Below are 14,366 nucleotides of genomic sequence, written 5' to 3'. Positions count from 1 at the left end.
ACGATGCTCGCGCCCCTTGCGACCGTGGCGGCCGCCGCCGCCGAGCCGCTCCCGGTGGCCCCGGCGGCCCCGGCGACCGCACTGACCGTGCAGGCGCTCGCGTACCGGCGCGTCGCGCCGTCACGCGACGGCGCGGCCGTGCCGCTCGACGACACGGCCCGCGCGATCGGCTCGCTCGCGTGCGCCGAACGCGAGCGGCTGTGCGGCGCGGTCGGCGCGGACGACTACGTGGTCAGCTCGACGATCCTGTCGATGCTGCTGATGAACGATTCGCCGCAGCATCGCGTGTTCGCGCAGGCGCTCGCGGGCGCGAACGACTACACGCCCGACTGGATGACCTGTTCGTACGAATGCGCGGGCTGGGGCTACGTGTTGCGCCGCGCGCTCGCCACCGCGGCCGAAACCGGGCCGCGCACGCTGCTGCTGCAGATCGTCGACGTCGACGTGCACGGCTATACGTACTGGCACGGCAACCCCGCGTGGGGGCGTTCGGGCTTCGGCGTGTGCACGCTGCTCGTCGACGTCGGCCGCGAAGCGTCGCCGGCCGCACCGTCGGTGCTCGCGGACGCCGCGCCGCCGGCCAGCGCGGTCGTGCGGCTCGGCCGCGACATCCGCACCTTCTGCGCGGCCCGCCCCGGCGTGCACGCGGCGCTGCCGTTCTTTCCGGCGACGTCGCGCCGCGCGCTGCTCGCGTCGGTCGGCAAGACGCCGCTGCTGCCCGACGGCCACGGGCTGTTCGGCCATGCGTTCGGCAGCGATCCGTGGCTGTCGGTGCTGCTCGCGCATCGCGACGGCGACACGCCGCGCCGCGCGGCCGTCTGCTCGCTCGCGCTGAACGGCTATTACGCGGTCGCCGACGTCGCATTCGCGCCGGACGCGACGTTCTCTCTCGACAGCGAGGCATGACATGGTGCGGCCCGTTCACTTCACCTACCGGATCGAGCGCGATGCGCGGCAGCCGGTCGCAGTCGCCGCGAGTGCGTACCGGATGCCGCTCGACACGCCGGCCGACTACGCGCGCGCCGCGCTCGCGGAAGCGGCCGGCGAACCATACGACGCCGGCGACGCATCCGGCGGCGAGCGCCGCGTGCTGCTCGACCACGTCCAGTATTTCGCGTTCCTCGCGGAAGCGACCGCGCGAATCCGCGACGCGGTGCATCCGGACGCACGCGTGTTCATCGAAGTCTGCGCGCCGTACTTCGGCGCGCTGCCGGCCGAACTGCTCGCGCCGCACGTGCTGCTCGGCGTGCACCTGTACGACGAAGCGCTGCGCGACGCCGCGCGCGGCGCGCCCGTCGTGTGGATCGGCGACCGGATCCTGCGCGATGCCGAGTTCTCCGGCGACAACCGCGTGTGCTGCGCGATCTGGCCCGCGCGGCTCGCCGATGCGTTCGACGCGCAGCTGCGCGGCCCGTGGCCGTCGTATGCGATCCGCCTCGTGCCGCATCCGCCGTCACCGCGCGGCGCCGCCACGACGCTTACCGATTCCGCCCATCATTCCGGCGCCGCCGCGCGGCCGGGGAGACCCTAAATGACTGACACGCTCACCGTTATGCAGGACACGGCCGACATCCGCTGGTCGATGCCCGTCGACGCCCTGATGTCGAACGACTACGCGCTGCGCGAAGAGGCGCTGAACCGGCTCTACGAAAAGGCGAAGGCCGCGCAGTGGGACGTCGCGACCGACGTCGACTGGAGCCACGACCTCGACCCGGCGAATCCGCTCGGCATGCCCGACCCGACGCTGCTGATCTACGGCACCGAGCTGTGGAGCAAGCTGTCCGACGCCGACAAGCGCGAGGTGCGCCATCACGCGCAGGGCTGGCTGCTGTCGCAGATCCTGCACGGCGAGCAGGCCGCGTTGATCTGCGCATCGAAGCTCGCGTCGGCCGAGGATGGCCTGAGCGCGCGCCTGTGCGCCGCCGCGCAGATGATGGACGAAGCGCGCCACGTCGAGGCGTACGCGAAGCTCGTCAACGAGAAGCTCGACGTCAGCTACCCGATGAGCCGCTCGCTGAAGGGGCTGCTGCACGACACGATCACGAGCAGCGCGCTCGACATGACGAACCTCGGGATGCAGGTGCTCGTCGAGGGCATCGCGCTGTCGATCTTCCAGAGCGTCGTCGCGTACAGCACCGATCCGTTCATCAAGGATCTCTTCCTGCGGATCCAGCGCGACGAGGCGCGTCACTTCGCGGTCGGCCGGATCACGCTGTGCCGCGTGTATGCAGAGATGAGTTCGACCGAGCTGCGCGAGCGCGAGGAATTCGTCTGCGAAGGCGCGGCCGTGCTGTACGAGCACCTGTGTGCGGACGACATCTGGGAACCGATGGGCCTGTCGAAGCGCGAATGCAGCGCGATGGTGCGCGAGTCGCCGGTCTCCAGCTCGATCCGCCGCTCGATCTTCCGGCGCCTGGTGCCGACGATCCGCGAGATGGGCCTGCTCACGCCGACCGTGCAGGCGACCTTCGAAAAACTCGATGTTCTCGACTACGCGGCGATGCCGCTCAACTGAACCATGACGAACTCCTCCCAAGCGTCACGCGATTTCTGGATCGGTATCGACGCGGTGGCCTACGAACTGCCGGGCCTGCCCGTCGACATCGAGGCGTGGGCCGCCGAGCGCGACTACCCGGCGCAACGGGCCGCGGCGATCGCGCAGTCGGGCAGCCGCTACTTCCACATGGCGCTCGACACGAGCGAGACCGATCTCGCGATCGCGGCGGCGGGCCGCCTGCTCGACACCGCGCGCGTGCATCCGTCCGACATCGGCGCGATCGTCCACGTGCACACGCAGCAGTTCAGCGTGCCGCCCGCGCCGCGCAGCCTGCCGCACGAGCTCGCCGCGCAGCTCGGCATCGAGCCGCTGTGGCTCGGCTCGGTCGCGCAGCTGAACTGCGTGTCGGTCGCGGCCGGCATCGAGACCGTTCGCGCGCTGATGCGTCGTTATCCGCAACTCGACGCGGCGCTCGTCGTGTCGTCCGACCGCGTGTACGGCGAGGATTACCGGATGCGGCAGATGACGGGCGTGCAGTGCGACGGCGCGGCTGCGATGCTGATCGCGCGCAACAGCACGAAGAACCGGCTCGGCGGCATCGCGATCGAGACGCACGCGAAATGGCATCGCGGCTCGGACACCGTCGCCGCGAACGAGGCCGACCTGATCATGATGGAGTGGCCGTACACGCGCAAGGCGATCGACGCGGCGGTCGCGCTCGAATCGCACGCGCTCGACGCATACGAGCTCGTGCTGCCGCACAACGCCGACCTGCCGGGCTGGAACGCGCTGTGCCGCGCGATGCGCGTGCCGGCCGAGCGGCTGTATGCGGAGAACATCCATGCGCGCGGCCATGCGTGTTGCTCCGATTTCCCGATCAACCTGGCCGACGTCGGGCTCGACGCGGTCGCGCGCGGGCAGCGCGTGCTCGGCGTGATGCAGTCGAACTGCGGCGCGTATGCGGCCGCCACGCTTCATCCGGTGGGCCGCCATGACGCCTGAGCGCCCGCTTCCACCCACCGGCGACCACGCGTGGATCGCCGACCTGCGCACGCCGTGCTACGTGTACGAGCCGGAAGTCGCGATCGCGCGCTACCGGTCGCTGAAGGCGCGGCTCGGCACGCGGCTGATCGTGTCGCTGAAGGCGAACCCGAACCAGGACATGCTCGCGCGCTGTGCCCATGCGTACGAGGACGGCGTCGAACTCGCGAGCCGCGGCGAACTCGACGCGGTGATCGGCCGGATCAGGACGCCGCGCTACCTGAACAACCCGTCGATGGACGAGATGTTCATGCGCGCCGGGCTCGCGTCGCGCTGCCATTTCGTGCTCGACAACCCGGACGCGGTCGCGCGCTTCGTGCCGCTGGCGCGCGAAGCCGCGGCCGGCGGCAGCACGCCGGGCCCGGTACTGCTGCGCGTGAATGCCGGCGCGCTGGCCGGCGACGACGCGCGGGCGCTGTGGCACGACCACTTCGGAATGACGCCGAACGAGGCGCACGACGCGGTGCGCACGCTCGCCGCCGCCGGCCTGCCCGTTGCCGGGCTGCACGTGTTCTCCGGCCCGCATTCGTTCATCCGCCAGGACGCCACGCAGCCCGACACGCTCGTGCTGCCCGAGCGGCTCGCGGCGCTCGCCCGCGATCTCGCGCCGGCCAACGGCGCACCGCTCGGCTCGCTGAGCCTCGGCGGCGGTTTCGCCGACGACCACCCGGGCGATGCCGCGTTCGAGCGCTATGCGACCGCGCTCGCCCCGCTGGCCGGCCCGTACTCGCTCGCGCACGAATCCGGCCGCGCGATCTTCGCCGACGCGGGCGTGTTCGCGACGCGCGTCGTCGCGGTCAAGACATGGCAGGACCGCACGATCGCCGTCTGCGACGGCGGGCTGTCGCATGCGTTCCTGCTCGCGCAGACCGAATCGGTGATGCGCCGGCTGGCCGCGCCGTCGCTCGTACGCCGCACGCCGGCACCGCCCGCGCGCGGCGTGCCGACGATCTACGCCGGCAGCACGTGCAGCCGCGCGGACGTGATCGGCCGCGACGATACCGGCGCGCCGCCGCAGGTCGGCGACATCGCCGTATTCGCGCGCTGCGGCGCCTATCACCGGACGTACTCGATGGCGCATTTCCTGTCCCACGAAGCCGCGCACGTGTACGTGCGGCCCGCCTAGACCCACCAGAGAGAGGAGCCGATCATGAACGCCCTGATCAGCATCGCCGACCTGCTCGAACACGGCGCCGCGCGCTGGCCGCATCATCCCGCGTATGCCGACGGCGGCGGCACGATGACCTACGAACAGCTCGCGCGCGCGGTCCGCCGCGCGGCCGCCGCACTCGCGTCGCGCGGCGTGCGGCCCGGCGAGCGCGTCGCCATCTACGCGCCGAAACGCATCGAAACCGTGGTCGCGATGCTCGCGGCCAACGCACTCGGCGCGATCTTCGTGCCGGTCAATCCGCAATTGAAGGAAGCGCAGATCGAACACATCGTCGCCGACAGCGGCGCGGCGCTGTTCATGACCGGCGCGCAGCGATTGAAGCGCCTGCCGGCGCTCGCCGCGCTCGTCGGCACCCGCACGATGCTGATCGAGGAGCTGGCCGATGCGATCGCCGCGTCCGACGCCGGCGCTCCGGCACCGTTCGCCGCCGGCCGCCCGGTCGACGACGATCCCGCCGCGCTGCTCTACACGTCCGGCTCGACCGGCAAGCCCAAAGGCGTGGTCGTGTCGCACCGCAACCTGGTGTCGGGCGCGTTCAGCGTCGCCGCGTACCAGGGGCTGGCCGACGACGACGTCGTGCTCGGCGTGCTGCCGCTCAGCTTCGACGCGGGCCTGAGCCAGCTCACGACCGCGCTGGCGTCGGGCGCGTGTTACGCGCCGCTCGACTTCCTGCAGCCGGCCGACGTGCCGCGCCATTGCGACGCGTTCGGCGTGACGTCGATCACCGGCGTGCCGCCGCTGTGGATGCAGCTCGCGTCGGCCGGCTGGAGCGATACGGCGCGCACGCGAATCCGCCGCTTCGCGAACACCGGCGGCCATCTCGCGACGCCACTGCTGCACCGCCTGCAGGCGCTGTTCACGCACGCCGCGCCGTACCTGATGTACGGACTGACCGAAGCGTTCCGTTCGACGTACCTGCCGCCGGCCGACGCGGCGTTGCGCCCGACGTCGATCGGCAAGGCCGTGCCGAACGCCGAGATCCTCGTGCTGCGTGCGGACGGCAGCGAATGCGCGGCCGACGAGCCCGGCGAACTCGTGCATCGCGGCGCGTTCGTCACGCTCGGCTACTGGAACCGGCCCGAGCTGACCGCGCAGCGCTTTCGCCCGCTGCCGCGCCGGCACGGCGAGATCCCGCGCCCCGACGTCGCGGTGTGGTCCGGCGACATCGTGCGGCGCGACGCCGACGGCTACCTGTATTTCGTCGCGCGCGGCGACGACATGATCAAGACCTCCGGCTACCGCGTCAGCCCGACCGAGGTCGAGGACGTGCTGTTCGCGCTGCCGCACATCCGCGAGGCGGCGGTGTTCGGCGTGCCGCACGCGTCGCTCGGCGAGGCGATCGCCGCGTGTGTCGTGTCGACGCTCGACGCCGACGCGTGCCGCGCCGACATCGCACGCGCGTGCCGCGACGCGTTGCCGACCTACATGAGCCCGCTCGTCGTCGAGCCGCTGCCGGCGCTGCCGCGCAACCCGAACGGCAAGATCGACCGCCCCGCGCTGAAAAACCAGTATCGCGACGCGTTCGCGCACACGAACGAGGAGACCGCCGCATGACCCTGTCGATGCTCGATGAAACCTGCCTCGGCGCGCGCCGCGTCGCCGAGCCCGGCACGCTCGCCCTGTCCGGCGGCGTCGTGGTGCTGCCGCCCGCCGTCGTGTTCAGCGCGATCCAGGCACAGGAGCGCCATCCCGGCTACCGGCACCTGCTGCTGCCGCAGGCGCGCTTCGCGCGGCCGCGCGGGATGGGCGCGCTGACGCCCGAGGAAGGCACGCGCCTCGCGCCGGGCGGCCGGCCCGCGCTGCGGGTCGCGCCGCCCGGGCGCAGCCTCGCCGATCTCGCCGCCGACGCCGCGCTCGACCTGCGCGACCAGCTCGGCTCCGGGCAACTGGCCCGCACGACCCACGTGATCGTCGCGAGCTGCGCGCTCAACGAAGGCATCGGCGACTCGGTCGTCGGCCGCATGCAGTACGAACTCGGCCTGCAGCGCGTGACGCCGTTCGCGCTCGGCCAGAACGGCACGCTCGGCTGGTATTCGGCGCTGATGCTGCTCGACGGGCTGCTCGACGAAGGCGACCAGGCGCTCGTGATCCTCAGCGACAAGTGGCTCTACCCGTTCTTCCGCCAGTTCGGCGACCTGGTCGGCTACGGCGACGCGGCCGCCGCGCTGCTCGTGTCGCGTGCGGGCCCGGCGCCCGAGCCAGCCGACTGGGGTGGCGTGCGGTCCGTCGCGCTCGAGTTCGGGCCGTCGATCGCCGATCCGTGGGCCGACGCGCCGGGCGCGCTGCGCGACACGCTCGCGCCGCTCGCCGCGCGCGCGATCCGCCGCGCGCTCGACATGGCCGGGCTGCGCGCCGACCAGATCGACTGGTGCGTGCCTCCCGGCTTCGATCCCGGCTTCGCGGCGCGCGTGGCCGACGCCGCGTCGATCCCGGTCGGCGCACGGATTCAGCACGACGGATCGGGCCACCTGTCGTCGGCCGAATCGGCGGCCGCGCTGATCCGGCTCGCCGGTGCGCTCGACGAAGGCGAGCGCCGCACGGTGCTCGTGTGGGATGCGGCACTGCATGGCGCGGCGGCGGCGGCCGTCGTCGACCTCGCCGGCGGCCTCGATGCCGCGCTCGATATCGAAGGAGACGCATGATGAGCGCCTACAAGGTCAGCCTGCGCGAACTGCGCTTCTTTCTGTGGGAACTGTTCGAAGCCGACAAGCAGTTCCTGGCGGAACACGGCCTGTACGGCACCCACGATCGCGCGTCGATCGACGCGCTGCTCGAACGCGCGCGCGACTTTGCGCTCGACCTCGGCCGCAGCTACCAGCAGGCGGACGTCGAGGGCTGCACACTGCTCGACGACGGCCAGGTGCGCATTCCGTCGCATTTCCACGCGTTGTGGGCGCGGTTTCGCGACGAATGGTCGAACACGCTGTTCGGCACCGCGCACGGGCTGCCGCCGATCGTCACGCAGATGATCTACGAGATGTTCATGGGCGCGAACCCGTCGTTCATGACGTACGGCGGCTTCACGCGCCCCGCGGTCAAGCTGCTGCAGATGCACGGCACGCCGCACCAGAAGGCGATGATCGCGCCGCTCGAGGCGTACCGCTGGGATGCGTGCTTCTGCGCGACCGAGCCGCAGGCCGGCACCGACCTCACCGCGGTCGCGCTGCGCGCGACGCCGCTCGAACGCGACATCTACGAGATCGACGGCGAGAAGGTCTACATCTCGGCCGGCATGCACGAGCTGACCGAGAACACGCTGTATTTCGTGCTCGGCCGCATCGACACCGCGTCGCCCGATTCCTTCTCGCTGTCGTGCCTCGTCGTGCCGCGCTTCTGGCCGGACGAGGAAACCGGCGAGCTGCAGCCGAACCATGTCGACTGCATCGGCCTGCCGCGCAAGATGGGGCTCAAGGGCTGCGCGAACACGCACCTGGTGTTCGGCGCGAACGGCACGACCCGCGGCTGGCTGCTCGGCGGCCGGCGCAACGTCGGCCTGCTCCAGCTGATGCCGCTGATGAACCAGGCGCGGATGAGTACCGGGATGTTCGGCGTCGGCGTCGCGTCGAGCGCGTACCTGCACGCGGTCGAGTATGCGGGCCGCCGGCTGCAGGGCCGGCCGATCGAGCGCGCGTCGAACACGAATGCCGCGCGCGTCGCGATCGTCGAGCACGCGGACGTGCAGCGCATGCTGGTCGACATGAAGAGCCGCGTCGACGGCTGCCGCGGCCTGCTCGGCAAGCTCGCCGCGACCGCCACGCGCGCGGCGATGCTCGAAGCGACACCCGACGCCGATCCGGCCGAGATCGAGCGCCACCGCAAGCTGCAACTGCTGCTGACGCCGGTCTGCAAGGCGTTCATCTCCGACCAGGCGTGGCGGATCTGCGAAACCGCGATCCAGGTGCACGGCGGGCTCGGCTACACCGACGCGAGCCCCGTCGAGCAGAACGCGCGCGACGTGAAGATCCTGTCGATCTGGGAAGGCACGAACTACATCCAGGCGCAGGACCTCGTGCGCGACAAGCTCGGCTTCGGCCGCCATTCGCGGCTGATCCAGTACTACCGCGACGAACTCGACGTGTTCCTCGCGCGCCAGCATCACACGAGCACGCATGCGGAGCTGCGCCCGCTGTTCGACGCGCTGCGCACGGGTGCCGACCGGATCGCCGCCGCGCTCGACGACATCGCGCGCGACGTGCAGGACGGCCACACGCACCGCAGCAGCCAGTTCTACACGCGTTTTCTCGAGATGTTCGGCGTCGTCACGTCGGCGTGGGTGCTGCTCGAATCGGCGACGATCGCCGCGCGCCGGCTCGACGCGCCGGACACGGCCGACACGCCGGCCGAACTCGCGTTCTATCGCGGCAAGCTGAAAAGCGCGCGCTACTACTTCGCGAACGTGCTGCCCGTGGTCGACCAGCACGCGGCCGTGATCGCCGCGATGGCGCACGCGGCGATCAGCGTCAGCAGCGAAGAACTCGCGCAGGCGGAATGACATGGACACGACACTCGATTCCGGCACGAACGCTTCGGCCGCCTCGACCGGCGACGCGCCGCGCAACCTGCTCGGCCGCCCGGCAACGCGCCATCGCGGCACCGACATCGACGGCGCGACGCTCGAGCCCGAAGCGCTGCGCGTGCGCGATCTCGACCTGAACGCGCTGATCGGCGCGACGACGTTCGAAGGCGCGCTCGCGCACCTGTGGTTCGACGTCGCGCCGGACAACGCGGCTCATGGCAAGCACGAGGCGGCGATCCGCACGCGGCTCGCGGCGTTCGCCGAGGCGCTGGCGCCCGGCTCGGCCGCGCAGTCCGTCGCCGCGGATCTCGGCGCGGCGGGTGTCGCGCCGGTGTTCGCGGCCGCGTCCGGCCTGTTGCGCGGCTTCGACGACGTGACGGCACGCATGCCCGGCATCGCGCCGGACGACGCCGATCTCGACACGATGCTGCTGTGCGCGGCCGCCGCGCCGTTCCTGCTGCACGCGGCGATCGAAAGCCGTCCGTTTGCCGCCGGCACCGACGGCGGCGCTTCGCTCGATACCGCCGCGACGCAAGCGCAACGCATGCTCGTGCTGACCGGCGCGACGCGCCACGATGCGCAAGCGCAAGCCGCAATGGACATGCTGCTCGTCGCGTGGCACGCCGGCTTCGGCTACATCACGCCGACCGTGCTCGCGCCGCGCGTCGCGATCGGCACCGGCGTCACGCTCACGCAGGCAATCGCGTCCGGTTTCCTCGCGAGCGGCCCGTCGCACGTCGGCGCGGCACTCGAAGCGATGCACTGGCTCGCCGCGCTCGCACGCTCGGCGCCGGGCGGCATCGACGCACCGCCCGCCGCGCTCGACGCCGCCGGCCGCGCGGCGATCGATGCGGCGCTCGACGCGAAGCACACGCTGTACGGCTTCGGCCATCCGCTGTTCGTCACCGATCCGCGTCCGCCGCACATGCGCGGCCTGTTCGCCGCGCACGGCTTCGACGGCGCGTACGTGACGCTGTTCGACGCGTGCTGCGCCCAGGCCGACGCCCGCCGCGCGTTGCGGCCGAACATCGATTTCCTGACGGCCGCGACGCTGCTCGAACTCGGTGTCGCCGCGCCGTCGTGGGGCGTCGGTGTCGGGCTCGGCGCGCGCATCGCGGCGATGGCCGCGCATGCGGTCGAGCGCCGGCGCCGCCCGGCTTTCGGCGTCAACAGCGCGACTGCGCGACGGCTGCTGGCCGCCGTGCCGGTCGGCTGGCTGTGAACCTTCATCCATCGGCACCCTTCAGCAAAAGGAACGTCATGCTGCTCAAGAACCTGCGCCCGGCGAACGACTACGATCGCTTCGCCACCGAAACGCTCGAACCGTGGGACCTGCTGTTCATCAGCCGCATCCGCCAGCTCGCGCGCGGGATGACGCCCGGCGTGATCGCCGACATCGGCACGGCCACCGGCGTCGTGCCGGTGCGGCTCGCCACCGACCCGGCGATGCGCGGCTGGCGCTACGTCGGCATCGACCTCGATCCGGCGATGCTCGACGAAGGCCGCCCGCGCATCCGCGAACTCGATCTCGACGACACGATCGAGATGCGCGTCGGCGACGCGCTCGCGCTGCCGTTCGACGACGGCACGCTGACGATGGCCGTCGGCCGCGCGACGCTGCACCACCTGCCCGACAAGGCGCTCAGCCTCACCGAGATGTATCGCGTGCTGGAGCCGGGCGGCATCGCGCTCGTGCACGACATGCGCCGCGACGCGCCGCAGCACCTGCTCGACCGCTTCACCGAGATGCGCGCCGCCGCCGACTATCCGCCGACCCACGTCGAGGAAAAGATCACGCTCGACGAAGCGCACGCGCTCGTCGCCGAAGCCGGCCTCGCGGACGTCGCGTCGATCTACAGCCCGAGCGCCGGGCTCGGCGCGCTCGGCTTCGAGATCCTGCTGAAGAAACCGGCGCTGGCCTGAGCGATGACCGACCTCGCCTTTCTCGCCGCGCACGCCGCCGTGCGGCTCGGCGCCGACGACGTGCACTGCGCGGCGGTCGCACCCGGCGCGACGCTGCCGCTGTGCGTGACGCCGCGCAGCGCCGAGCTCGCGACCTCGCCCGAGATGTTCGTCGCGTGGTACCGCTCGCGGCTCGACACGATCGACACGCTGCTCGACGCGTGCGGCGCGCTGCTGTGGCGCGGCTTCGCGGTGCCCGACACCGCCGCGTTCGGCCGCCTCGGCGCGCTGTATCCGGCGCACGCGAACGGTTACACGGCGGGCGCCGCGCCGCGCAAGCAGATCGACGGCCAGGTGTACGAATCGACCCGCATGCCGCCGCCGTTCAAGATCGGGCTGCACCAGGAGATGGCCTACATGCCCACGTTCCCGCGCCTCGTCGCGTTCTATTGCCGGCGGCCGGCCGATGCGGGCGGCGAAACGCCGATCTGCGACATGCGGCGCGTGACGGCGCGCGTGCCGGCCGCGCTGCGCGAACGGTTCGCCGCGCGCGGCGTGATGTACCTGCGCAACTTCGCGGCACCCGGCGATCGCGCGGACGGCCTCGCCGCCAACCCGAACCTGCCGTTCGCCGAATACCACCGGCCGTGGCACGACGCGTTCGGCACGCGCGACCGCGACGAGGTCGAGCGGCTGTGCGCGGAACGCGGCGTCGGCTGCCGCTGGCTCGACGACGGCAGCGTGACCGTGTCGCACGTCGGCAGCGCGCTGCGCGCGCATCCGCGCACCGGCGAAACCGTCTGGTTCAACCAGGCGAGCGCGCAGCACCCGAATCCGCGCTCGATGGGCGAGCTCAGCTACCGCTACCTGCAGCGCATGTACGGCGCGCGCGCCGCGTTCCCGTACGAGATCCGCTACGGCGACGGCTCGCCGATGCCGTTCGACGATCTCGTCGCGATCTACGACGCGTTCGACGAAGAGGAACTCGCATTCCCGTGGCAGGCCGGCGACGTGCTCGTCGTCGACAACATGCTGGTCGCGCACGGCCGCAACCCGTACCGGGGCGCGCGCGACACGCAGGTCATGCTGTTCGACTGACAGGAAGCCGACGATGAGCGATTCGTTCCTCGCCTCCGTGCGCGCGCTGTTCGGCCCGCACACCGCGTTCGACCGGCCGCTGCGCACGGCCTCGCAGCCGCCGCCCGATGCGCACGCGCCGGGCTCGGCGCTCGGCGCGCGCGCGATCGACGTCGCGGCCGGCGATTTCCGTTTCTCCGCACGGCACGTGCGGTTCCGGCTCGGCGCGGTCACGGCGATCGTCGGGCCGAACGGTTCCGGCAAGACCACGCTGCTCGAAACGCTGCTCGGCTTCCGGCGCGGCGGCACCGACGTGCGCGTGCTCGACGTGCCGGCCGCGCGCTTCATGCGCGACACGCCGTCGCTGCGGCGGCTCGGCGCGCAGCTGCAGAAGGTCGAGTATCCCGACCATCTCCGCGTGTCGGAGATCGTCGCGCTGCACCGCGCGATGTACGTGCACGCGGACGCCGCGGTCACGGAGGCGCTCGGCATCGCCGAATTGCTCGACAAGCCGTGCCGCGCGCTGTCGAAGGGGCAGCGCCAGCGCGTGGATCTCTACGTGGCGCTCGCGCACCGCCCCGAACTGGCCGTGCTCGACGAACCGTTCACCGGCCTCGACCGTCGTTATGCGGGCGTCGTGATCGACCTGCTGCGCCACCGCGCGCGCGGCACGAGCGTCGCGATGATCTGCCACGCCGAGGAGGAGCTTGCCGTCGTCGACGATCTCGTCTGGGTGCGCGCCGGCGGCGTGCGCTACCAGGGCGACAAGGACGCGCTGCGCGCCGAGCTCGTCGGCGAAGCGCGCGCGGTCCTGCATTGCCGCGACGAAGCCGACGCGCGCGCGCTGCGCAAGCGGCTCGCGGCGCTGCCGGGCGTGACCGGCGTGCGCGTGTCGGCCGCGCACGTCGTCGAGGTGTTCGGCGATGCGACGCTGCATCCGAACGTGCACCGCATCGTCGGCGAACAGGGCATCCAGCATCTCGCGCTCGCGCCGAGCACGCCGGGCGACCTGCTGCGCCTCTGTACCGAGGGCCCCGTCCATGACTAAGGTGTTCCTGATTCTCGTGCGCAACGAGCTGCTCGGTTATCTGCGCAGCCGCTCGTCGCTGTTCTGGACGCTCGTGTTCCCGGTGTTCCTGCTGAGCGTGATGCTGTTCGCGTTCGGCGGATCGGGGTCGCTCGGCACCGCCGACATCGCGTTCGACGTGCCCGGCGGCGCGACGCCGTACAGCCGCGCATGCGAAGCGCAGATCGTCGCCAGCCTCACGCACAGCGACACGGTGAAGGCGACCTTCGGCGGGCGCGGCGCGGCGGCCGATCGCGTGACCGTCGTGCTCGGCGCCGACGAGCGCACGCCGGCGACGATCCGCTACGACTTCAACGGCTCGCTCGCGGTCAAGGCCGCGTCGCGCGTCGTCGAGATCGCGCTCGCCCGCTGCGCCGCGCAGCGGCTCGGGCTGCCGGCCGCGCAAGCGCGCTTCGAGAACGCGGCACCGGCGCGCCGTCCGTTCGACTATGGCGCGTTCTTCGCGACCGGCATTCTCGTGATGGCGTTCATGGCGATCGGCCTGAACTCGACGACCACCGCGATCGCGTCGCTGCGCGAACGCAATACCTTCAAGCTGTACGTGTGCTTCCCGGTCTCGCGCGGCGTGTTCCTCGCCGCGCTGATCGTCGCACGGATGGTGATGATGGCGCTGTCGGCGCTCGTGCTGCTGACGGTCGCACGCGTCGCGTTCGGCATCGCGCTGCCGATCGCGACGCCGGACGGGCTGCGCGCGTTGCCGATCGTGCTGCTCGGCGCGGCGATGGTGCTCAGCATCGGCGTGCTGCTCGCGAGCCGCACGCGGTCGCTCGCGGCCGCCGAACTCGCGTGCAACGTCACCTACTACCCGCTGCTGTTCTTCAGCGACCTGACGATCCCGATGCACGACGCACCGGCCTGGCTCAAGGCGGTACTCGCATTCCTGCCGACCAACCAGTTCGCCGTCGCGCTGCGCGGCGCGCTGGTCGACGGCGCCCCGTACGCGCAGCTCGCGCCGCAACTGCTCGGCATGACCGCGAGCACGGCGCTGTTCCTGTTCGCCGCCGCGCGGCTGTTCCGCTGGCACGACGCATGACGCATGACGCGTCGCCCATTGTTTCGACGAAGGAGAATCCCC

General features: G+C 71.7%; 13 protein-coding genes. All 13 read left to right on the top strand.

Translation table 11 applies throughout. The features are described from left to right. Positions 1 to 3: 3 nt before the first annotated feature. Genes E9536_RS22980 through E9536_RS22920 form a run of 13 tightly spaced genes read left to right on the top strand, consistent with a single transcriptional unit; the run spans position 4 to position 14,324 of the window. A complete protein-coding gene (locus E9536_RS22980) occupies positions 4 to 906 on the top strand; it encodes a hypothetical protein (RefSeq protein WP_060312929.1) in 903 nt (300 codons plus the stop codon). 1 nt (position 907) lies between these two features. After that, positions 908 to 1,531, top strand: a complete 624-nt coding sequence (locus E9536_RS22975) for a hypothetical protein (protein WP_136470781.1) — start codon at positions 908 to 910, stop codon at positions 1,529 to 1,531. Then, positions 1,532 to 2,515 (top strand): ferritin-like domain-containing protein, encoded by a 984-nt coding sequence (locus E9536_RS22970; RefSeq protein ID WP_021164011.1) that lies wholly within the window; start codon positions 1,532 to 1,534, stop codon positions 2,513 to 2,515. A gap of 3 nt (positions 2,516 to 2,518) precedes the next feature. After that, entirely contained in the window at positions 2,519 to 3,499 is a 981-nt protein-coding gene (locus E9536_RS22965) for a 3-oxoacyl-ACP synthase (protein WP_060357784.1), read from the top strand. Further along, positions 3,489 to 4,664: a PLP-dependent decarboxylase gene (locus tag E9536_RS22960; protein ID WP_136470779.1), complete on the top strand. Its 1,176-nt coding sequence runs from the start codon at positions 3,489 to 3,491 to the stop codon at positions 4,662 to 4,664. Before E9536_RS22965 ends, E9536_RS22960 begins: the two co-directional genes overlap by 11 nt. 24 nt (positions 4,665 to 4,688) lie before the next feature. Next, positions 4,689 to 6,263: an acyl-CoA ligase (AMP-forming), exosortase A system-associated gene (locus E9536_RS22955; RefSeq protein ID WP_124545567.1), complete on the top strand. Its 1,575-nt coding sequence runs from the start codon at positions 4,689 to 4,691 to the stop codon at positions 6,261 to 6,263. After that, positions 6,260 to 7,351 (top strand): hypothetical protein, encoded by a 1,092-nt coding sequence (locus E9536_RS22950; RefSeq protein WP_136470777.1) that lies wholly within the window; start codon positions 6,260 to 6,262, stop codon positions 7,349 to 7,351. The genes E9536_RS22955 and E9536_RS22950 overlap by 4 nt, the downstream gene beginning before the upstream one ends. Further along, positions 7,351 to 9,201: an acyl-CoA dehydrogenase gene (locus E9536_RS22945; RefSeq protein ID WP_168799563.1), complete on the top strand. Its 1,851-nt coding sequence runs from the start codon at positions 7,351 to 7,353 to the stop codon at positions 9,199 to 9,201. The genes E9536_RS22950 and E9536_RS22945 overlap by 1 nt, the downstream gene beginning before the upstream one ends. A 1-nt stretch (position 9,202) precedes the next feature. Next, positions 9,203 to 10,447 (top strand): citrate/2-methylcitrate synthase, encoded by a 1,245-nt coding sequence (locus E9536_RS22940; RefSeq protein WP_136470773.1) that lies wholly within the window; start codon positions 9,203 to 9,205, stop codon positions 10,445 to 10,447. Positions 10,448 to 10,485: 38 nt separating this feature from the next. Beyond that, a complete protein-coding gene (locus tag E9536_RS22935; RefSeq protein WP_021160286.1) occupies positions 10,486 to 11,148 on the top strand; it encodes a class I SAM-dependent methyltransferase in 663 nt (220 codons plus the stop codon). 3 nt (positions 11,149 to 11,151) lie between these two features. Then, positions 11,152 to 12,225 (top strand): TauD/TfdA family dioxygenase, encoded by a 1,074-nt coding sequence (locus E9536_RS22930; RefSeq protein WP_060085953.1) that lies wholly within the window; start codon positions 11,152 to 11,154, stop codon positions 12,223 to 12,225. Between the two features lie 13 nt (positions 12,226 to 12,238). Next, a complete protein-coding gene (locus E9536_RS22925) occupies positions 12,239 to 13,252 on the top strand; it encodes an ABC transporter ATP-binding protein (RefSeq protein ID WP_136470771.1) in 1,014 nt (337 codons plus the stop codon). After that, the gene (locus E9536_RS22920) at positions 13,245 to 14,324 is read left to right on the top strand and encodes an ABC transporter permease (protein ID WP_027792024.1); all 1,080 of its coding nucleotides are present in this window, start codon (positions 13,245 to 13,247) and stop codon (positions 14,322 to 14,324) included. The genes E9536_RS22925 and E9536_RS22920 overlap by 8 nt, the downstream gene beginning before the upstream one ends. The last annotated feature ends 42 nt before the right edge of the window (positions 14,325 to 14,366 follow it).

The organism is Burkholderia sp. LS-044 (assembly GCF_004803625.1).
Lineage (GTDB): Bacteria > Pseudomonadota > Gammaproteobacteria > Burkholderiales > Burkholderiaceae > Burkholderia > Burkholderia cepacia.
Note: the sequence above shows the minus strand (reverse complement) of the source record. Positions and strands in the feature narration are given on the sequence as shown.